A 20,653-nucleotide genomic window follows, 5' to 3' on the forward strand; every position below is an offset into this window, starting at 1 on the left:
GAGAACAGAGATGGAAACACTTACCGCTATATCCCGCTGGCTGGCGAAACAGCATGTTGTGACTTGGTGCGTACACCATGATGGAGAACTGTGGTGCGCCAATGCGTTTTATCTGTTTGATGCGCAAAAGGTGGTGTTCTATGTACTCACCGAAGAGAAGACCCGCCATGCTCAGATGTCTGGTCCACGCGCACCCGTTGCCGGAACAGTAAACGGCCAGCCTAAAACGGTGGCGTTGATTCGTGGTGTGCAGTTTAAAGGGGAAATTCGGCGTCTGGAGGGAGAAGAAAGCGATGAAGTGCGTAAGATTTACAATCGTCGCTTTCCCGTGGCAAGAGTGTTGCTCGCACCGGTGTGGGAGATTCGTCTGGATGAAGTCAAGTTCACTGACAACACCATGGGCTTTGGTAAAAAAATGCACTGGCAGCGTGATCTATAGTTAGAAGAGTAAAAGCAGGCACAGAGGAAGGAAAAACAATGAGCCAGGTGTTAGTCACAGGCGCTACGGGGCTGGTGGGGGGGCATTTGTTGCGTATGTTGCTGAATGAACCCCGGGTCCATGCGATTACGGCCCCAACGCGCCGTCCGTTAGCCGATATGGTTGGCGTCTATAATCCTCACGATCCGCAGCTGACCGATGCCCTGGCGCAGGTAATTGACCCGATAGACATCGTTTTTTGTTGTCTGGGGACCACCCGGCGTGAAGCGGGCAGCAAAGAGGCCTTTATCCACGCTGATTATACGCTGGTGGTGGATACCGCTCTGACGGGGCGTCGTCTGGGGGCACAGCATATGCTGGTGGTGAGTTCGATGGGCGCCAATGCGCACTCGCCGTTTTTCTACAATCGGGTTAAAGGTGAGATGGAAGAGGCGCTGATTGCTCAGAAATGGCCCAGTCTGACGATTGCTCGGCCTTCTATGTTGCTGGGCGACAGGGAACAACAGCGAACGAACGAAAGGCTCTTTGCGCCGTTATTCAAGCTACTACCGGGAAACTGGAAGTCCATTGAGGCGCGTGATGTTGCGCGGGCAATGCTGGCGGAAGCGATGTCGCCGGATCATGAAGGTGTTTCAATCCTCACGTCCTCAGAGCTTCGGGAGAGGGCGAAATAGCCCGGCTAATCAACCGGGCTATTTATAGGCTACTTGATGAACGTAAAGGCCGTAGTAACGCGTTTCACGCCGCTGACCCGGCTGGCGATATCCGCTGCAGCCTTCGCTTCGCGGTCGGTAACCAGACCCAGCAGGAAGACTTCTCCATTCTCGGTGGTCACTTTAACGTTTGACGATTTAACCTGATCGCTGGTCAGCAACTGGGAGCGCACTTTGGTGGTGATCCAGGTATCGTTGGAGGCTTCACCCAGGCCGATTGGCTGGCCCTGACGGATCTCATTAAAGACCTCGGTTGTACCTTCTACACCCATCGCAATCTGTTTTGCCCGCGCAGACAGTTCACTATTTGGCGACTGACCGACCAGCAGCACTTTACCCTGATAGGCGCTGACGTTGATACGCGCCTCTTTCTTAATCTGGGCATCTTTTGATAACGCCGTATTGACGCGTAATTCCAGAGTTCCATCATCTACCTGGGTGCCGACGCTTCGAGGATCCGTCGCGGCTTTCGTCCCGACAGCGGCAGTTCCGACAACGGCGGCAGCTATACAGCCTTGCAGCAGCAGTGCAGCGATAATCACAGCAAGCGGCGAAAGTGCCTTCATGTGTACTCCTTAATCATCCTGGTGAGGGAAAAGCGTGTTATCGATAAGATCGCAAAGGCAGTTTACCGTCAGCATATGCATTTCCTGAATGCGTGCGCTGTGGTGTGAGGGTATGCGGATTTCGACATCCTGCGGCCCCAACAATCCGGCTAGCTCCCCTCCGTCATAACCGGTCAGCGCGACGATTGTCATGTCGCGGGTGACGGCTGCTTCAACGGCTTTAACGATATCACGACTGTTGCCACGCGTAGAAATTGCCAACAGAACATCACCCGCATGTCCCAGCGCACGGACTTGTTTTGCATAAACTTCGTCGTGCAGGCGATCGTTGGCAATCGCAGTTAAGACCACATTATCAGTATTTAGTGCAATAGCAGGTAAACTGGGCCGTTCTGTTTCAAAACGGTTAATCATGCTGGCAGCAAAATGCTGTGCGTTGGCAGCGGATGTCCCATTACCACAACAGAGAATTTTGTTGCCATTGAGCAGGGATTGAACCAGCGTCATGGCTGCACGGGAGATCGCATCCGGGAGCGCTTCAGCCGCAGCAATCTGAGTTTGAATGCTTTCTGTAAAGCAGACTTTAATTCTATCGAGCACGCTAATCCTTAAATCTTCAATTATGAGTGGTCGTTAAAGGCATCCTTTAACCACTCAACATCATTTCCGGTGAAGGCTAACACATCGAACCGGCAATCCACAGTATCAAAACTCCCATTGTGGCGCGCAAGCCACAAGCGGGCAGTGTGTAATAATTTCTGTTGTTTGCTGCGGGTCACACTCGCCGCTGCCCCGCCAAAAAGGGCGGAGCGGCGAAAACGGACTTCAACAAAGACGGTGGTTTTGCCTTCACGCATTATCAGGTCGATTTCGCCGCCGCGTTCACGTACGTTGGCGGCGATAAAACGCAGTCCTTTGCTTTCCAGCCAGTGACGCGCGGTGGCTTCCCACGCGTCACCGGTCTGTTTACTCGTTAACTGGCGGGGACGACCTGTCCTTGCTGGTATTTGAGCCATGATAACTTCCTGTTAATCACACAATCCTGCGTTGCGGTTAATGCACCAGTGTTGCCGTTAATTTCAAAGCCTTGCACCTGACGCATTTGCGAGAAGTGGTTAGCCAGCGACCACGCATCGACGCCCATGGCGTACATACGCGCCAGCGAGTAGTCGTTATGCACGGCACTGAGCGCTTGCTGCATGAGTGACTCGTTGCCACCAGCCAGCATCGGTATTTCGCTGTACTGCAAGCCTTCCATCTCCAGGCGGAAGTCAGGACCTGCAGTGCCTTGTGCGCTACGGGAACTGGCATACAGCGTTGCGCCACTCTGGCTGCCGTTACGCATGGCGATCATTGGCTTAATAAAGGCGATCTCTTCCGGCGTCGCCAGAATATACACGGCGTCAACACGACCGCTGCCGCCGGTGATTTGCGCATCGGTTGGCGCTGCCGGAATCGTCAGACCGCCAATTGTCACGCCAGGTTGCGCAGGCACAGAGGAGGCGACCGGGCTACCCGTCAGGGAAATCCCTGAACCGCCGTTGACCCCCATTTTCAGCTCAGCGGTAGAGCCGAACTTCTGCTGCAACACCACACCGCCGCCAAGCTTTTGCCATTCCTGAGCAAAGGCATTGGTCACGCGATCGCCCAGACCGCTGCGTGGGATCAGCAGCAGCGGAGCCTGTTTGCCCTGGGCGTGAATATGACGTGCGGCATCGCGCGCTTCATCTTCCGGTGACAGCGCGAAGTAGCACACATTTGCCAGGTTTTTCACCGACTCTGGCTGGTTAAGCGCCAGCACGTTCAGCGGGGTGCTGCTCTTCATAAGCTCTTCGACATTGTTCTTCAACAGTGGGCCGACAACAATGCTGGCTCCGTCCTGCTGCACCTGGGCCAGGATCTGGTTCAGCGGCTGTGACGAGGTGTCGTAAATTTTCAGCTCTGCGGACGGATTTGCCGGAGCGCTGGCCGTTGTCGGCTGAGTCGGTGCGGGTTGTGGGGTGCTAACCGGTGTTGCCGGCTGCGCTGGCGCATCCTGCGTAAGGTCGCTTACCGAGGCCTGAGAAGGGCTGGCAACGCCGTCGACAGGCTGCGACTGTGCAACTGGCGCGGTAGTGTCCGTGGCGACAGCGGGTGCTGCTGCAACAGGTGCTGCTACAGGCTGTGTACCCATGTTTTTCGCCGCTTCAAAGCCTTGCTGAATAGTGCGACCAAATACAGCGGCCTGACCGTTCAGCGGCAGCAGAAGTGCAATTTTGCTGGTGGAGGCTGGCTTATAGCTCTGGACGTTAACCAGTTGCGTTGGCAGTAATTTTGCCCCCGGATTTTGCGGATAACGTTTTTGCCAGTCGGCAATGCCAGCCTTCATCATGTCCGGATCGCTACGATTATCGAACCAGACACGCTGCAGATCCAACCAGCCTTGCAGCACGTTTTCATCGGCGTTGATGACCAGCGCCTGTGCTTGCTCTTGCGTCATTGACGACAGCGCCTGCCAGGTGGCATCGATGTTCTTCTGCTTAGCATTCGCGGCCAACAGTGGCTCCTGAGCGATGAGCGCACGCAGCAGCGTTAACGATGGACGACCCTGGCTGGCATCAATTTGCGCCTGCCAGTAACGTGCTTGTTGGTTCTGATCGAAATCGGTTGGTGTTAGTTTCTCCAGCAAGGCCTGCGCGCCCGCGACATCTTTCTGCGCAAGTTTGATTTCGACGGCCAGCAGAGACCGTTCACGACGCTGGGTGTCGTTCAGGTTCTGCGGCAATTGGTTGAACAGATCGATAGCCTGCTGGCTCTTACCTTCTTTCAGCAGCGCACGAATGGCGAGTAATTGCCAGTTGGTCTTGCTATCATCTGAGCTTTGCTGCATCTGTTGCAGATAAAAGCCGGAATCAGCTTGTGCCGTGCCCTGCATATGGGCTGCACTCTGGTCTGGCGCCTGGGTGCCACAACCGGCGAAAATCAATGCTGCCAGAACGACTGGCAGAGCGCGCACGGCTTTCAAACGAGAAAATGTTGAGGGTACCATACTGTATCCAGTGATATTTTTTACGCAATGCTCAATATTAAATCGGCAATACGGACGACACAATGAAACAACACGAATCGGCGGATAATTCTCAAGGCCAACTCTTTATTGTACCTACTCCTATCGGAAATTTGGCTGATATTACCCAACGAGCGCTCGAAGTTTTACAAGCCGTTGATTTAATTGCCGCTGAAGATACCCGTCATACAGGATTATTGTTACAACACTTCGCGATTAGCGCCCGTTTGTTTGCGCTGCATGACCACAACGAGCAGCAAAAGGCCGAAACGCTGGTGGCGAAGCTCAAAGAAGGGCAAAACATTGCGCTGGTTTCCGATGCCGGAACACCGCTAATTAACGATCCGGGTTATCACCTGGTGCGGACCTGTCGTGAAGCGGGTATACGCGTTGTGCCGCTGCCTGGCCCTTGCGCTGCAATTGCCGCATTGAGCGCCGCCGGGCTGCCCTCTGACCGTTTTTGCTACGAAGGTTTTTTGCCCGCCAAATCCAAGGGCCGACGCGATGCGATGAAAGCCATTGAAGCGGAACCACGCACGCTGATTTTTTATGAATCCACGCATCGTCTGCTCGACAGCCTGGAAGATATGGTCGCCGTATGGGGAGAGTCCCGTTATGTGGTGCTGGCGCGCGAGTTAACCAAAACATGGGAAACCATTCACGGTGCGCCGGTGGGTGAACTGCTGGCGTGGGTAAAAGAAGATGAAAACCGCCGTAAAGGCGAAATGGTGCTGATTGTCGAGGGCCATAAAGCCCAGGAAAACGATCTCCCGGCCGACGCATTGCGTACGCTGGCGCTGTTGCAGGCTGAATTACCGCTGAAAAAGGCCGCCGCGCTGGCTGCTGAAATCCACGGTGTGAAAAAGAATGCACTGTATAAGTATGCGCTGGAACAGCAAGGAGAGTAAGAAGGCTTAGATAAAGCGCCGGTTCTGTCGGAAGAAATGTCGGAATAACTATCTGAACGCGTTGCAGCTAAAAGGAAAACTGCAACGCGTTGGTGCGAAGAAAGGTGGTGCGTGGCGAGTGCAGTAAGCCTTTACTTGCCAGAATATTGTGAGCCATCGACTAAGCAATTCACATTGCTATGCAACCATAAAAATGAAGCAGGAATAGCGGTAGTTACGGTGGCGGTCATGTATTTTTCAACCGCATCATATTTCCCCTCGCCTGCAACCAGCAGCAGTATTTCTTTTGCGTTCAGGATATCCTTCAGTCCCAAAGTGATACCTTGGGTGACGGAGCATCCAGCCGTTTTTAACATGTCATGCTGACGCGTTTGCTCATCAAGATTGCTGATATGGCAAAACGGCTCCAGGGCATCTGCGGGTTCATTTAGCCCCAGATGACCATTTTTACCGAGCCCCAATACGCATAAATCGAGACCACCCCGGTTAGTAATAATTTCCGTGACGCGCTCGCACTCTTTCTCGTCAATATTTTCAGATTGAAAACCAATCAACTGTTCTGTCCGTAAACCCAGCGGTTGCACGATATGCTGTTGTAAGAAGAACTCACACGTTGCTGGAGAATGCAGCGGAATACCAACCCACTCATCCAGTTTCACAAAGGTCACCTGCGTGATATCGATCTTGCGCTGGTTAATTTTCTCGACAAAGTAGCGATAGGTGAGCAGTGGGGTGCCTCCTGTTGCCAGACAGATGGTAGCATCAGGTTTGTCCCGTATCTCAGTGATCAAATACTCGCTGGCTCGATCGCTCAATGCGTCATAATCGCTGCAGTACTGTATGTATTGCATGTGTTTAATCCTTGTGTAGGAGGGAGTAACAAACCGTCATTCCCCCTTTCCGTTTAAAGAATGCCGAGTGCGGACGAGATAATAGACAGCACAAACGTCACGCCGATTAACAGTACGGGGTGCGCTTTCTTCACTCGCAGCAGGTAGTACATCAACAGGGTATAACCCATTGGTAGAATATTCGGGAAGACCTTATCGAAGAAATCCTGCTGTAATGCCACGCTGTGGGTGCTGTCGATGGCAAAAGACGTTACAACATTAATGTGTACATAAGACGCGATAAGTCCACCAATAACCGTGATCCCGAGGATCGTCGCTGAGCGAGCGATCATCTGTGAATTTTCCCGTACTTTATCTATAGCCTTTACGCCTACCGAATAGCCGACATGAGTCCAGCCGACGCGCAGGAAAAAAATCATCAAATAAACTGCGAAGAATAGAATCGGCCCCAGCAGATTTCCCTGGCTGGCGAAAGAGGAGCAGATTCCCGCCATAATAGGCAGTAAGGTGAACCAAAAAATGGCATCACCGATCCCGGCAATAGGTCCGAATAGCGCCACTTTTAAACCTTTAATGGTATCGCGGTTTTCCCCTTTTTCTTCCATTGAGATCAACAACCCCATCAGGAAACCAACCAGATTCGGGTGAGTGTTGATAAATTCCAGATGATCTTTCATAGCCGCACTCAAGCCGGCTTTATCGTCTTTATAAATTTTTTTCAGCACAGGGAGCATGGCCCAGGTAAAACCACCTGCCTGCATCCTTTCGTAGTTAAAACTGGCCTGAAGGAGAGATGAGCGAAAACCCAGACGCGTAATGTCTTTTTTACTTATTTCAGATCCCATTGCTGTAGTCCTCTTTTTCATCATTCTTATTGGCGACAGGTTGGGACTGCGCCTGTTGTTTGGCTTTCGCATTGAAAAATTCATATACGGCGAAGCCCGCACCTAATACGGCGACTGGCAGAAGATTGTTGACCTGGATGTAGCAAACAAAGAGGAAACCGGCAATCAGGTAAGGAATGTACTGAGCTTTGAACATCACGCGTAGCAGCAAGCCAAAACCGACGGCAGGTAAAATACCTCCAGCTACTTCAAATCCATGCGTCAACCAGGCTGGCATAGCTTTAACCAGGGCCTGCATTGCGCCTTGCGCCAGGTATGTGCACAGGAAGGCGATGATGGCATAGGAAGAAGCAACAATCAGAGTTGTCACCCAGTTCAGACGCGCAAATGCGGTTGTGTTTGCCTCTTTCGCACAATTATCAGCTTTTGCCATGAACAGAGAGAATGCAGAGTAAAAAAACAGAATGACGTATTGCATCAGCAGGCTAAAAGGTAAACCAAGACCGATAGCCGTTTTGGCATCAACGCCAGTAGACCATGCAATAACCGTGGTCATGAGACCCGCCATGATTGGGTTAGGTGGTTGTACGCCTCCAGCGGGTGTCAGACCGGCAAAGGCCAGTTCGGTCAGACCTCCAGTGATTAAGCCAATATGAATATCACCGAGAATTGCCCCGGTTAGCGTACATACGATAATCGGTCTAAATAAGAACAAGGCCTCCAGCCAAAAATCGATTCCCAGAAAGAAAACTAAGGCAGCCAGGGATATACCCTGAATAAGGGTTATTTCATGCATGTCGAACACCTCAAATAAATAAATCCTTTTATTATTAAAAGCTAATTTACCTGTTACTCAGGGATCTGTTCTTTTTGATCGCCTGGGACATCCTGAATAAAGATATTAACGCCCTGCTTTTTTATAAATTGAAGATCATCAAGATCTTGTTCGTTCACATAAACCTTGCTGCTGACCTGCTTTTTGCCTTCAGAGAAATGCATGTTGCCAACATTGACATCGTTTAGTGCAATGCCCCCTTCAAGCAGCATTCTGACCGTTTTTGGCGTGCGGCAAATCAGGAAGATTTTCTGGTGTGGTGCGGCCTTACTGATAACGTTAATTGTTTTTTCTATGGAGAAAAAACGTATACCAAAACCGTAGGTTTCTGCAGTAATGCTCATTAACTTCTGCTGGATGTCATCCTGGGCGACGTCATCATCAACAACGACCAGCAGGTTAGCACCGATTGTGGATGTCCAGGTTACGCCAACCTGCCCATGAACTAATCGGTTATCAATACGGGTTAATAGAATATTTGGACTGCTCATACTTAAATCCTCACCATAAAATAATTGAATTACATAGATTATTAAGATATATTATTATTGAGATATCATATTCATGAATTAATTCGGCGCGATTTAAAACTCATTTCTCCTCTGTTATATGATTAGTGAACGCCACTTGGTATTTTCCAGATAGCGCCCCTGAATAAAAACTGAAACCAGACGACGGTTACGATAATTCGCAAGCTGGCATTAATTTGTTTGCGGAACCACAAACGTTAATTTTACTGCGTACCACTTCTTTCATGGCATCCATGCCGACTCGCATGTAGTAACGCGGATCGTTACCCTGTGGATTTTCAGCAAACCACGCTTTAACCGCATCGGCAAACGCGATTTTCAGTTCGGTGGCGACGTTCACTTTACACACACCCAGTTCAATGGTGCGGCGGACGTATTCGTCAGGAACGTCACTTGCGCCATGCAGTACCAGTGGGATATCGACCACTTCACGAATTTCTGCCAGACGCTTGAAATCGATTTTAGGGGTTTTGGTGTAGAGGCCGTGCGCGGTGCCGATAGCGACGGCGAGGCTGTCTACGCCAGTACGTTCGACAAAACGTTTTGCTTCCTGTGGGTCTGTCAGGAAAGCGCTCTCTGCATCAACGCTCATGTCATCCTCAACGCCGCCCAGACGACCTAATTCTGCTTCAACGCTGCAATCTTTGGCGTGGCAAAAATCCACGACGGACTTCACCAGCTTCACGTTTTCCTCAAACGGGAAGTGGCTGCCGTCGATCATTGCACTACGAACCCCTGCATTGACTTTACGGCGGATATCATCCAGCGATTCATGGTGATCGAGATGCAGCGCCAGGGGCATGTCGTAGGTTGTAGAGTAGGCGTTGCACAGCGCGTAGATCTCCTCCAGGGCAATGTGCTTAAAGGTGCCAGGCGTTCCGGCGAGGATCACTGGCGATCGCATTTCATTACACACTTCGAGGATCGCCTGGATCGTTTCGGCATTGTGAATATTAAAAGCAGGTACGGCGTAACCCTTTGCCTGAGCATCCTGCAGGAGATATTTCGTAGAAATAATGCTCATGATACGTTTCCTCTTAAGCCTGCCATGGGTGAATAACGACGCCTTGCACTACGCGATTAACCGTACCGCTGGCAGATGGTGTATCCGGTGTATTGCCGATATTGATGGATTGCGTAAGAGCAAATACCTGGGCATACATCAGGAAGCAGAACGCTAATTCCATATCGATGAACGTGCGTGAAGGTGGCAGCAGGATATGTGGGCCTGCTTCAATGATGACATCGGTTTTCTCGGCAATGGCGACAACGCGTAGCGCCTGTTGATCGCGGCGCAACTCCGCCAGCAGATCGAGATCGTACTGACGCGTATAAGGATGGCTGGAGACAAATACCACTACTAACGTTTCGTTATCGACCAGTGATTTAGGGCCATGGCGAAAACCGGTTGGAGAGTCATAGAACGCAGCCAGTTTCCCTGCAGTCAGCTCCAGAACCTTCAGTGCAGATTCACGCGCTGCTCCCTGCAACCCGCCGCTTCCGAGGTAAACGATCCGTTTCCACGGTTCGTTGCCAAACACGCCGTGGCTGAAATCACCCAGTGATGTCAGGATCGCCTGACAACGATCGGCCACGTCGCGGAACGTCTGACTGTTGATTTTCTGTGGTGCAAAGACCGCGAGGCAGCTGGCCATCATGGTGGTAATGCTGCTGGTCATCGCGAAACCACGATCGTGTGTCTCTGCTGGCATTAACAGGGCAAACGCGTTATCGCTATCGGCTGCGTTTTGGTACAGGCTGCCAGCTTCATTACAGGTTATTGGGAGGTGATAGCACTCAGGTACAAACTGATTCGCCAGCTCAACTGCCGCAACGCTCTCTGGGCTATTACCAGACCGGGCAAAAGAAACCAGCAGTAGCGGATGGGCAGGATTCAGATAATCCATCGGATTGGTAACCAGATCGGTTGTCGGCACGGCGCTGATATTTTTGCCAGTATGGCTTGCCAGCCAGGGGGCGATGATGTCGCCAATGAATGCTGAGGTTCCGGCCCCGGTCAGAACGATCCGCAGATCGCTTTTACGCAACAATGGTGCGAGAAAGCTGTCGATAGAGGATCTGATTTTTTCGATATTGCTGAGAGAGCGGATCCAACTGGTAGGCTGCTGACGGATCTCTTCTTCTGTCCAGGTGCCCGTTACCGCAGTAACAGGGGTGTAGGTTTCTGGCATAACTTAAGTCCTTAGTCTCGTAGATTCCACATAAAACGCTGGTGAAAATGTTGCTATCTTTCGTTTCGTTTCATTTGTTCATATGATCGATTGATTAAAATCTATATGAAAGAAATCGAAAGTTCAATGATGTAAAATGAAATAAAACGAAATTTGTGATCGCGAGAACGAAGGTTCTAACTATCTTGTTGATCTATAAAGAAGATATTTGATGTAGTGTGATTCAGTATTTTCTTAATCGAAAGGAAAAGAAAGGCCTTGTGGTGTTTAACCGAAGGCCAATAGCATGCAATATGAAAGGTCTAGAGAGGGAATGTGCGGCCCTGGATCCAGATTTGTTGTAAATGCAGCCCGCCATCAAGAGCAATAATGCTGGCATGCTTGCCGGTCTTTAACGATCCTAACTGGTGATCAATACCTAACAAGCGTGCAGGATGCAGTGAAGCCATATGGATAGCATCTTCTGGCGTGCTTCCGGTTAATTCGACCATATTGCGAACGGCCGCATCAACGGACAACGTGCTGCCTGCCAAACCACCAGAAGCGGTTCGCACGATACCGCCGCGCATTTCTACCTTTTCGCCACAGAGCGTATAGCGTCCATCGGGCATACCGGCGGCCTGCATCGCGTCGGTAATCAGCACCACCCGATCTTTTGCACAGTTGCAGCATAGCGTCATGGCTGCCGGGTGAACGTGGTGTCCGTCGGCGATAAGCTCCAGCCAGGCGCGAGGGTCGGTTAACCCTGCGCCAACCATACCGGGTTCACGGTGATGTAGGCCGGTCATACCGTTGTAGCAGTGTACTAACCCGCTTGCACCTGCATCAAAGGCGGCGCGTGTTTGTTCCCAGGAGGCTGCGCTATGGCCCAGCATCACCCTGACATTCTGTTGCCTGAGGTGTTGAATAGCCTGCAGTGCACCGGGTTTTTCTGGTGCCAGCGCAACCACGCGCAACGTCTGTTGGGAAATCGCGATCAGTTCATCCAGCTCGCTGAGCTCCAGTTCCCTGAAAAGCTCAGGTGGATGTGCGCCTTTGTTCTGTGGCGTGAAATACGGTCCCTCCAGATAGCTGCCCAGTACTTGCGCTCCGGGACCACCTGAATGACAGCGGTGGGCAATGCGTTTCAGCGCTCCATGAATCTCCTGTAATGGAGCGGTGACGGTAGTGGGTAGCCAGCTGGCCACCCCTTCACGCGCTTTGTGCATCGCCAGCTTGTCGAGCGTGTCCTCTGCTTCATCCATGACATCAACACCCCCACCGCCGTGGACATGGGTGTCGATATAAGCAGGGCACAGCAGTTCGGCATCGCGACCCATCACGCCAGAGGGGATAGGCTCAATCGCCGTGATTACGCCTTCTTCTATACGTAATTGATGATCGTCCAGCCAGCCCTGTTCAGTCAGTAGACGTCTGGCGCGCAGCAGTTGTGTCATATCCCTTCCTCAACGGGGTTTTCTTCGTGACAACGTCCCAGTTCATCGACCAGGCTGGTCAGGCCACGATGCCCGCACTCCAGAGCTTGCAAACGAAATTCTTCACTGCTCAAACCTTCACGCTCCAACGCCATCTCCAGCAGCAGCTGCAGATTGGTGCCGGTGATCACTTCAGTTCCTTGCTTTTGCATGGCCAGCGTAGAAGCGACGCGAAATGGCGTCCCGCCCAGTAGGTCAGTCAGAAACACAATGTCTTCCTGAGCATCCAGTTGACTCACTGCCTGCTCGAGTTGTGAAGTGAGCAAGGCGGTCGTTGACGTTTCTGGAAAGTCGATGGCGATAAACTGCGATTGTTCTCCCAGAATCTGTTTCATCGCCTTTTCCATTCCGCTGGCAAACCCGCCATGCCCCGTCAAAATAATACCTAACATCTACAGCCCCTTGTATTTACAGGAAATGACAGAATTTACCGACCACGCCGAGTACCACGGTAATGGCAATAAGGCGCAGAGGGCTCCAGCCACGACGGACCAACCAGAACATGGTTAATGTGTAGACCAGCGGCAGAAAAGCCGGCATCAGCTTGTCGATAACGTCTGTTTGCAGTTTCACAACCGCATCGCCAGCAGTGATTTCCAGCGTAGTGCTCAGGCGAACATAGGTCGCAACCAGCGCACCAATCACCGTCATGCCAACGATAGAGGCAGCGTGCCCAACTTTCTTGGTATTGGCTTTAATCAGCGGAATGGCCGCGACGCCCATCCGATAAGCGTAGTGTGCCAGACCAAAGCGCAGGCCCAGGTGAACCACGTTGAAAAATACGATAAACACAACGGCGCCAAGAATTGAACCTTGCAAAGCGAGGCTGGCCCCGATCCCCCCACAAATGGGCAGCAGCGTTAACCAGAACATCGCATCACCGATGCCGCCGAGCGGTGCGCCCACGGCAATCTTGGTACTTTGAATACTGTTCACGTCCTGCTTGGAGCGTTCCATCGCGAGGATGATGCCAATGACAAATGTCACCAGAAACGGATGGGTATTGAAGAAACCCATATGGCCTTTCATTGAACGCGCGAGGTCGCGTTTATTGGTGTGAATTTTTTTCAGTGCGGGCAACAGGCCGTACAACCATCCTGATGCCTGCATACGTTCATAGTTAAAGGATGCCTGTAACAGCATGGAACGCCAGGCTACGCGGTTAATGTCTTTTTTCGTCAGCTCGGCACCGATGCTCTGGTCTTCATAGATGTTTTCATTGGTGCCGGTAAGCAGCGTATCTTCAGTGTCGGAAACGTTCGGCAGAGTCGTTTGGTTAGATTCCATCTTCGAATTCCTCTTTTTGTTCTGCTGGGGCCGTAGGTTCAGGTGATTTACGCAGAAAATCGATCAGTGCCATTGCCAATGCGGCAGCAGCGATAGCCAGTACAGGGAGCTTGAGCCAGGCTGCGGCAACAAAACCCAGGATGAAGTAGGGGATGTAGACGTTTTTCATCATGATTTTCAGCAGTACGGCAAAACCGATTGCTGGCATAATGCCGCCGGCGACGCCAAGGCCATCAATCAGGCGAGTTGGCAGCACGTCAATGGCGGTTTTGGCATGTTCTGCACCAAAGTAAATCGGCAGGAAGGCGCATAAGAAGTAGAACGTCCCCAACGCCAGTAACGCCAGATAGTTCACTCGCTCAATTCCGGCTGTATCGGCATTCGCCGCCATCCGATCGCAGCGAGCCATAACCCCTGACATCACGGAGAACAGGAAGGTAATGCCCATCTGAACCGCCACAGCGAACGGCACCGCTACGCCGACGGCGACCTCTGGTTTTACACCAGTGGTAATGGCAAATGTTGTCCCGACAATGGTCCCGATGATGACGTTCGGAGGCTGAGCACCTGCTAGCGGGGCCAGACCCATCCATACCAGCTCCAGCGTACCACCGGTTAAAATGCCGGTATGCAGATCGCCCAGTATCAGCCCGACCAGAGGTCCAAGAACCACCGGGCGGTGCATATGCGTTAACCCGTTGAACATATCCAGGCCTGCGATAAAGGCGAGAATACCCAACGCAAAAGCCTGCAACAGACTAATTTCCATTGTGAATTCCTCAGAGAAGTTTAAAGAGGTCCTGGGCTGGTTCGGTTGGAACGCCCTGAACGAAGCATTCCACACCGGCGGCTTTCAGCCCGTTAAACGCCGTAATATCGTTAGCGTCTACAGAAACGGTTTTAGCGATTTGCTGCTTGCCGTTGGCGTAGTGCATATTGCCAACGTTGATACGCTCAACAGGAACGCCGCCTTCAACCAGCCGGAAAAAATCCGCTGGCGATTTGCAGACCAGGAGAATTTTCTGTCGATCGGCGGCCCGATGAATATTGTCGATCACCTTTTGCAGTGACCAGAAACGCACGGCGATCCCTTCCGCGAGCACCATTTCCATCAGGTTTTGCTGAACCTGATCTTCAGCGACCTCATCATTGGCAACCAGAACCAGATTTGCCCCCGCAAATCCGACCCATTGCACACCGACCTGACCGTGAATCAAACGTTCGTCAATGCGACTTAATACAATGTTTGGCATAGTGTTTTTCTCTTTCTTTTTATGCGTTATGGGATGATGTGCCCAGGCAGGCACAGTGGTATTGCTGCAGTATGTCCTGAATATGATTAATGATGAGTTCTCGTGGTGTGGCGTTGAGATCTCCCTCGCGCACTTTTACGTACTGCAAAGGTAAGTACTGGCTGATGAGTGGCAGTGGAATAGGATCGTCCGCCAGGTTGCGAACCAGTCGGTCAAATGCCTCATCAATCTGGCTGTCCGGCCAATAGTAACGAACCCGATCGGAGTAGCTATAACCACGGGCCAGACGGCGTGCGTTGCCATCTCCGTGGTAATGGCTCTGCCAGTATTCCGGGCGATCAAGCATCACGCTTTCCAGAACATGGCGCAGACCTGAACAGGCTTTCGCTGGCAGTAATTCTTCTTCAATAGCGGCCAGTGAGAACAACGCTTCACGCAGGGCGAAGGTCAGGGCTGGGCCAACTTTCAGGATCGCAAAGTGGTCTTTGACCAACTGACGCAGCGACTGTGGTGTTTGATAATCCGTGGAATGCGCTTCAAAGACTAATGTGTCGTAGGCTTCTACCATCTTGCTCAAGGCGACAGCTTTTTGTGGCTGATAATCAATGATATGTGTGTGGTCAAACTCAACGCCGGGCTGCACCACTAGCGCGATAATGCGTGGCCAGATAGCGTCCAGCCCCTGTTTTTCGAACGCATGATGGTGAGCTTCCAGCGTGGCGCGTGCGGCGTCAGGCGTAGTGACCTCCAGCTCCGTTAACGTTTCGTGGGCACCGCCAGGAACCGGAACCTCCGTACCAATCACGTAAACCAGATCAGACTCGCCAAAATGTATCGTACAAGTTTCTTCGGCGACCCTTGCCAGACGGGCAGCGCGCTCAGCGACGATGGCATCCGTTAATGGAACAGGATCGCCCTTGCAGGACATGCTGCAATCCAGGTGGATTTTTTTAAATCCTGCCGCCACGTAGCTTTTGATGAGATCGTCGGCATTGGCCATTGCCTGCTCTGCAGGCTGGTTTTGCCAGCGATTAGGGCCAAGATGGTCTCCGCCCAGAATCAATTGATCGTGGGGAAAATTAAACGAGTCGGCCAGACTGTAGACAAAACTGCGAAAATCAGCTGGCGTCATACCCGTATAACCGCCAAACTGGTCAACCTGATTGGAGGTTGCTTCAATCAGCAGCGGTGTCTGGTTTACATGGGCATAACGTATTGCGGATTCCAGAACCAGTGGGTGCGCGGAACAAACGGCGTAAATCCCGTTTGCCTTCCCCCGTTTGTGCAGCTCCACCATTGTAGTTAGATGTTTCACTTTCCTCTCCAGGTCAGATGGCAACAACATTAATCTTTCGTTTTGTTTCATTTGATACTGCTTCATGTCGCTATAAAAATAAAACGAAAGATACTTGTTTTCCGATCTGTTTCACAAAAGAAACATAATGAAAGGTTTCAGCGGTGATGCTACCGATAACTGAACCGGTTGTGGCGCTTGCATTCCGGTAAAAGAAAGGCGTTAATAGGCAAAACGAAATGAAACGAAAGAATTAACTAAAGGATCTCTTATGAGCAATACCGATTCTGCAAGTAAGCGGGTGACAGGTACCAGCGAGCGACGTGAGCAGATCATCCAGCGGTTGCGGCAGCAAGGAAGCGTGCAGGTTAACGATCTTTCTGTTTTGTTCGGCGTCTCTACGGTGACGATCCGCAACGATTTGGCTTTTCTGGAAAAGCAGGGTATTGCCGTTCGAGCTTATGGTGGTGCCTTGATCTGCGACAGCAACACGCCGGGTGCTGAACCTTCAGTTGAAGACAAAAGCTCACTGAATACCGCGGTAAAACGCAGCATTGCCAGAGCCGCCTCTGAACTGATCAAGCCAGGGCATCGTGTGATTCTTGATTCTGGCACCACAACCTATGAAATTGCCCGTCTGATGCGACAGCATACTGATGTGATTGCGATGACCAACGGTATGAACGTCGCCAATGCCTTGCTGGAAGCGGAGGGTGTTGAATTGCTGATGACCGGCGGGCATCTGCGTCGCCAGTCGCTGTCTTTTTATGGCGATCAGGCCGAGCAGTCTTTGCAGAATTACCACTTCGATATGTTGTTTCTCGGCGTCGATGCTATTGATTTAGAACGCGGCGTCAGCACGCACAATGAAGACGAGGCCAGGCTTAACCGTCGGATGTGTGAAGTGGCTGAGCGGATTATCGTGGTGACTGATTCCAGTAAGTTCAATCGTTCCAGTCTGCATAAGATCATTGATACACAACGTATTCATACCATTATTGTTGATGTAGGTATTCCAGCGGAATGTCTGCAAGAATTACACCGTTGCGGTGTCGAAGTGATCATTGTTCAGGAATGACGCCCTGCTGTTAAAATTCAGAAATGTGATTTCCTTCAATTAAACAGAAATAAAAAATAAGCGGGCATTTTATGAGGGTCCGCTTTCGTTTTTCCGCCTCTTTCTACCACATCATTTAATCTACTCCTTTTCATTCTTTCGCTTTTTGCCTTTTCGGTTTGTCTACAATGAAAGAAAAATCCTGTTTTTTTCGAAAATCAACGCTGGAATAGTGTTCACAAATTCACCTTATGGCTTCTGATGTAATATATTCAAAACAAAACGAAAGTGCTAAAGCGCTAAAACATAACAACATGAATATTTGATGGAGCAATAAAAATGCTGGATAACTTAAGACGTCGCGAACAGATTATCGATCTACTGTGCGATCAGGGCAGTGTTCGTGTGGAGCCACTCAGCGTCCATTTTGGTGTGTCATCTGTCACGATCCGCAACGACTTGCGTTATCTGGAGCAGAAAGGGTGCGTCATGCGATCTTATGGCGGTGCGGTATTAAATCAGCACTTTGCGCTTGATCGCCCATTGCAGGATAAAGATCGACTCAATCGCGATGTGAAGTCACGAATTGCGGAGAAGGCTGCCAGTTTTGTGAAAGATGGCGATACGTTAATTCTTGATTCTGGTTCGACGACCACGCTGATTCCCCCGCTGCTCAAAAATCGCCGCGATCTGGTGGTGATGACCAATGCGCTTAACATAGCCTGGGAACTTGCGAATTTTGAACGTGTGGATGTCATGATTCTGGGTGGAAATGTCAGACAAAGCGTGTATTCACTGTATGGGCCTTCGGCTGAGCACCAGCTCAGACAATATCGGTTTGATAAACTGTTTTTAGGTGTGGATGGATTCTGTCTGGAGGCGGGGATCACCACGCCACATCCGGGTGAAGCACATCTCAATCAGGTGATGTGTCAGGTTGCACAGGAAGTTACTGTGGTGGCAGATTCCAGCAAGTTCGGGCGCAAAAGTTTTTGCATGATTAGCGAAATCAGCGGGATTGATCGGGTCATTACCGACAGTGGTATTCCGGAGCATTACCATCGGACCTTGACCCAACTCGGTATTGATGTGGTGATTGCCGACGAATAAGAGTCTGGCGAGATGTGCTCGCCAGCTCTGTTTTAGTGGACTGGCGTTACTTGCTCCACCAGTAACAATGCTGCGCCACGTACGCCGCTCGATGCGCCATGGATGGCCGGGAACACGCGGGCAGGCTCTAACCCTGGGAAAAGATAACGCGACATGGCGGTTGGCAATAACGTATAGATTTCCTCAATATTGGAAACGCCGCCGCCGAGAACAAAAGCATCGACATCCAGGATCAGCTGCAATTGTGCCAGCGTGCAACCCAGCATATCTATCCACGCCTCAACGGTTGTTACCGCACTGGCGTTGCCATCGCGATACTGCTCCAGCAGGGTCTCCATTTTGAGCTGCTTGCCGCTGAAGTGTTTGTGCAACCAGAGTAGGCCAGGACCGGATTGATAACGTTCCAGGCACCCTTGTAGGCCACAGCCGCACTTCAGTTCAGGTAGGTGATACCGGCGCATAAACGTTGCTGGCAGCGGTAAATGACCAAACTCACTGGCCATTCGATTACGACCCCGATACAGCTGACCGTCGATGACAAGTCCGCCTCCCATACCGGTACCAATGATGGCTCCAAAAATTCTGGAGAACTGACGAGCCTGCTGGGTATGGGCTTCCGACAGTGCGAAGCAGCAACAGTCATTGTCCAGCTCAACCGTTCGGTTGAGCCGGTGGGCCAGGTCATCCATCACCTGACGCCCTGTCAGGCAGGGGACGTTAGATGACAGCAGTTTTCCGGTATGTCTGTCCATCAATCCAGGCATGCCGATGCCAATTTTACCCTGCGAGCCCGTTGCCCAGTCGGCGGTATCAATAAGAGAGGTAAAAGTCGAAAGAAAGAGTTCATAATCCTGAACCGGCGTGGCAACGCGCTTGCGCCAGCAAACCTGCATTTCCTTATCAAAGGCGACAATTTCAGTTTTTGTTCCGCCAATATCAACACCGTAAAACATGCCTCATCTCCTCCGGCTTTACAGCTTCACCAGACAGTTTTCCTTGCGTGCGCGCTCTGCGGCAAAGACCATTAAGTGGCTTTCCAGTGACTCATCCGGGCCGGAGAGGATCATGCTCTGATCTTCCGCCATCACTGCGTGGATAAAGCGATCCATCAGATAGTAGTCACCGCCACCATGGCCCCCCATCTGCGTTTGCGTCCCTTCGGCGATCTCCTCGATTTCATGGACAGTTTCTCTGTCGGTGAGGAAATCAAACACCCGAATCTGCTCGCCATCCCCTTCCAGATAGCCTCTCGTACCAAACAGACGCGTTTTTCTGTCTTCCATTTTGGTAAACGCAGTCATGGTAAATGTCACAGTCTGCTGGTGTGCAAAACGCAGATTAACGACCTGGTGATCTACGACGTCGTTATCACAGCGATAGACACAGCGACCGTAGGGTCCTTCGCGCAATGCCTGACGGACATTCTCTTCGCTGGGATCGGCGGTCAGTACGCGACGGAAGTGTGGGGTACATTTGTGATTTTCACCCAGATAAATTTTGCAAGCGGACCAGGGACACGTTGTCTCAACTTGGCAATCGAGGCAGCGATCTGCTGCTCCTGCCGGTTGGTTTTCTTTCACGAAATGGCTCAGGCTGCCAAACGAACCTACATCCCTGCAGTTGTCGCTCATGATGTAGCGGATCCAGTCCATATCGTGACAGGATTTTTGCAGCAGCATAAACGAGGATTCTGCCTCGTTGCGCCAGTTACCGCGCACGAAGGAGTGGGCCTGATGCCAGTAACCAACCGGTTCGAGGTGTTGCATGCTGACAATGTCGCCAATCGCACCGTCATCGAGCAGGGATTTCAGTTTTTGCGTATAGCGTGTGTAACGCAGAACATGGGCGACGGCCAGCAGGACGTTATTGCGTTTGACGGCATCAATGATGATGCGACAATCTTCAGGCGTCGGGGCAAGTGGTTTTTCCAGCAAGATATGGTAGCCAAGGTTGGCAAACGCCACGGCGGGATCTTTGTGCATATTGTCTTGCGTACAAATAAGCACTACGTCAGCCATTTTGGGCTGGGATGCAGCTTCTTGCCAGTCGCAAAATACGTTATTTTGGTCAATGTTGTGCTGCGCCACAAATTGTTGGCGATAAGCTTCTCTGGGCTCAGCAACGCCGATTACCTGCATTCTGTCTGGATGCTCAAGTGCATAGCGTGAATATATTTCACCGCGTGCACCAGCCCCTACCACTAAAACGGTCACTTTATTCGCACACATATAAACCTCTCATTTTGTACCCAG

Annotated in this window: 23 protein-coding genes; 5 read left to right on the forward strand and 18 right to left on the reverse strand. The window is 51.3% G+C overall.

The window, feature by feature from the left end; genetic code table 11:
* Nucleotides 1-10: 10 nt before the first annotated feature.
* On the forward strand, nt 11-439 hold the full coding sequence (locus tag E4Z61_RS19770) for a YhbP family protein (protein ID WP_135324191.1): 429 nt from the start codon (nt 11-13) through the stop codon (nt 437-439).
* Between the two features lie 38 nt (nt 440-477).
* Entirely contained in the window at nt 478-1,113 is a 636-nt protein-coding gene (locus E4Z61_RS19775) for an NAD(P)H-binding protein (protein WP_135324192.1), read from the forward strand.
* A 29-nt stretch (nt 1,114-1,142) separates the two neighbouring features.
* Here E4Z61_RS19775 and dolP read toward each other — a convergent pair whose 3' ends face one another.
* From dolP to E4Z61_RS19795, 4 genes are read right to left on the reverse strand one after another with little or no spacing between them, the layout of a single operon-like run.
* Nucleotides 1,143-1,718, reverse strand: coding sequence for a division/outer membrane stress-associated lipid-binding lipoprotein (gene dolP / locus E4Z61_RS19780; RefSeq protein WP_135324193.1), 576 nt, complete (start codon nt 1,716-1,718; stop codon nt 1,143-1,145).
* A 9-nt stretch (nt 1,719-1,727) separates the two neighbouring features.
* Nucleotides 1,728-2,318: a DnaA initiator-associating protein DiaA gene (diaA, locus tag E4Z61_RS19785; protein ID WP_048213380.1), complete on the reverse strand. Its 591-nt coding sequence runs from the start codon at nt 2,316-2,318 to the stop codon at nt 1,728-1,730.
* A gap of 20 nt (nt 2,319-2,338) precedes the next feature.
* Entirely contained in the window at nt 2,339-2,734 is a 396-nt protein-coding gene (locus E4Z61_RS19790) for a YraN family protein (protein WP_135324194.1), read from the reverse strand.
* Nucleotides 2,692-4,746 carry a penicillin-binding protein activator gene (locus E4Z61_RS19795; protein WP_135324195.1) on the reverse strand — a complete coding sequence of 685 codons (2,055 nt, stop codon included), beginning with the start codon at nt 4,744-4,746 and terminating at the stop codon, nt 2,692-2,694. The genes E4Z61_RS19790 and E4Z61_RS19795 overlap by 43 nt, the downstream gene beginning before the upstream one ends.
* Before the next feature lie 62 nt (nt 4,747-4,808).
* Between E4Z61_RS19795 and rsmI the strand changes: the two genes are divergently transcribed.
* Nucleotides 4,809-5,672 carry a 16S rRNA (cytidine(1402)-2'-O)-methyltransferase gene (rsmI, locus tag E4Z61_RS19800; RefSeq protein WP_135324196.1) on the forward strand — a complete coding sequence of 288 codons (864 nt, stop codon included), beginning with the start codon at nt 4,809-4,811 and terminating at the stop codon, nt 5,670-5,672.
* A 131-nt stretch (nt 5,673-5,803) separates the two neighbouring features.
* On the opposite strand, the gene E4Z61_RS19805 is transcribed toward rsmI, so the two are convergent.
* The 12 genes from E4Z61_RS19805 to kbaZ all read right to left on the reverse strand — a co-directional run bounded on the left by E4Z61_RS19805 (nt 5,804) and on the right by kbaZ (nt 16,237).
* The gene (locus E4Z61_RS19805) at nt 5,804-6,523 is read right to left on the reverse strand and encodes a galactosamine-6-phosphate isomerase (protein ID WP_135324197.1); all 720 of its coding nucleotides are present in this window, start codon (nt 6,521-6,523) and stop codon (nt 5,804-5,806) included.
* 53 nt (nt 6,524-6,576) lie between these two features.
* On the reverse strand, nt 6,577-7,368 hold the full coding sequence (agaD, locus tag E4Z61_RS19810) for a PTS galactosamine transporter subunit IID (protein WP_135324198.1): 792 nt from the start codon (nt 7,366-7,368) through the stop codon (nt 6,577-6,579).
* Nucleotides 7,358-8,164, reverse strand: coding sequence for a PTS galactosamine transporter subunit IIC (gene agaC, locus E4Z61_RS19815; RefSeq protein WP_135324199.1), 807 nt, complete (start codon nt 8,162-8,164; stop codon nt 7,358-7,360). Before agaC ends, agaD begins: the two co-directional genes overlap by 11 nt.
* Nucleotides 8,165-8,217: 53 nt before the next feature.
* Nucleotides 8,218-8,694, reverse strand: coding sequence for a PTS galactosamine transporter subunit IIB (gene agaB / locus E4Z61_RS19820; protein ID WP_135324200.1), 477 nt, complete (start codon nt 8,692-8,694; stop codon nt 8,218-8,220).
* Between the two features lie 187 nt (nt 8,695-8,881).
* The gene (gene kbaY / locus E4Z61_RS19825; RefSeq protein WP_135324201.1) at nt 8,882-9,757 is read right to left on the reverse strand and encodes a tagatose-bisphosphate aldolase subunit KbaY; all 876 of its coding nucleotides are present in this window, start codon (nt 9,755-9,757) and stop codon (nt 8,882-8,884) included.
* A gap of 13 nt (nt 9,758-9,770) precedes the next feature.
* On the reverse strand, nt 9,771-10,925 hold the full coding sequence (locus E4Z61_RS19830) for an AgaS family sugar isomerase (protein ID WP_135324202.1): 1,155 nt from the start codon (nt 10,923-10,925) through the stop codon (nt 9,771-9,773).
* Nucleotides 10,926-11,227: 302 nt separating this feature from the next.
* Nucleotides 11,228-12,361, reverse strand: a complete 1,134-nt coding sequence (gene nagA / locus E4Z61_RS19835) for an N-acetylglucosamine-6-phosphate deacetylase (RefSeq protein ID WP_135324203.1) — start codon at nt 12,359-12,361, stop codon at nt 11,228-11,230.
* On the reverse strand, nt 12,358-12,792 hold the full coding sequence (agaF, locus tag E4Z61_RS19840) for a PTS galactosamine/N-acetylgalactosamine transporter subunit IIA (RefSeq protein WP_135324204.1): 435 nt from the start codon (nt 12,790-12,792) through the stop codon (nt 12,358-12,360). Before agaF ends, nagA begins: the two co-directional genes overlap by 4 nt.
* A gap of 16 nt (nt 12,793-12,808) precedes the next feature.
* Nucleotides 12,809-13,687 carry a PTS N-acetylgalactosamine transporter subunit IID gene (agaE, locus tag E4Z61_RS19845; RefSeq protein ID WP_135324205.1) on the reverse strand — a complete coding sequence of 293 codons (879 nt, stop codon included), beginning with the start codon at nt 13,685-13,687 and terminating at the stop codon, nt 12,809-12,811.
* Nucleotides 13,677-14,456 (reverse strand): PTS N-acetylgalactosamine transporter subunit IIC, encoded by a 780-nt coding sequence (gene agaW, locus E4Z61_RS19850; protein WP_135324206.1) that lies wholly within the window; start codon nt 14,454-14,456, stop codon nt 13,677-13,679. Before agaW ends, agaE begins: the two co-directional genes overlap by 11 nt.
* Nucleotides 14,457-14,466: 10 nt before the next feature.
* On the reverse strand, nt 14,467-14,940 hold the full coding sequence (gene agaV, locus E4Z61_RS19855) for a PTS N-acetylgalactosamine transporter subunit IIB (protein ID WP_135324207.1): 474 nt from the start codon (nt 14,938-14,940) through the stop codon (nt 14,467-14,469).
* 19 nt (nt 14,941-14,959) lie between these two features.
* Complete coding sequence (gene kbaZ / locus E4Z61_RS19860) at nt 14,960-16,237, reverse strand: tagatose-bisphosphate aldolase subunit KbaZ (RefSeq protein ID WP_240703886.1); 1,278 nt, start codon at nt 16,235-16,237, stop codon at nt 14,960-14,962.
* 268 nt (nt 16,238-16,505) lie between these two features.
* Between kbaZ and E4Z61_RS19865 the strand changes: the two genes are divergently transcribed.
* On the forward strand, nt 16,506-17,312 hold the full coding sequence (locus E4Z61_RS19865; RefSeq protein ID WP_135324208.1) for a DeoR family transcriptional regulator: 807 nt from the start codon (nt 16,506-16,508) through the stop codon (nt 17,310-17,312).
* Nucleotides 17,313-17,630: 318 nt separating this feature from the next.
* Nucleotides 17,631-18,401, forward strand: a complete 771-nt coding sequence (agaR, locus tag E4Z61_RS19870; protein ID WP_135324209.1) for a transcriptional repressor AgaR — start codon at nt 17,631-17,633, stop codon at nt 18,399-18,401.
* A 32-nt stretch (nt 18,402-18,433) separates the two neighbouring features.
* Here the strand turns inward: agaR and E4Z61_RS19875 are convergent, their stop codons facing one another.
* Together E4Z61_RS19875 and E4Z61_RS19880 are read right to left on the reverse strand one after the other, a co-directional pair.
* Nucleotides 18,434-19,354, reverse strand: a complete 921-nt coding sequence (locus E4Z61_RS19875) for an ROK family protein (RefSeq protein ID WP_135324210.1) — start codon at nt 19,352-19,354, stop codon at nt 18,434-18,436.
* An 18-nt stretch (nt 19,355-19,372) separates the two neighbouring features.
* Entirely contained in the window at nt 19,373-20,629 is a 1,257-nt protein-coding gene (locus E4Z61_RS19880; RefSeq protein WP_135324211.1) for a Gfo/Idh/MocA family protein, read from the reverse strand.
* Nucleotides 20,630-20,653: the final 24 nt, after the last annotated feature.

It is taken from the genome of Citrobacter tructae (assembly GCF_004684345.1).
Classification (GTDB): Bacteria; Pseudomonadota; Gammaproteobacteria; order Enterobacterales; family Enterobacteriaceae; genus Citrobacter; species Citrobacter tructae.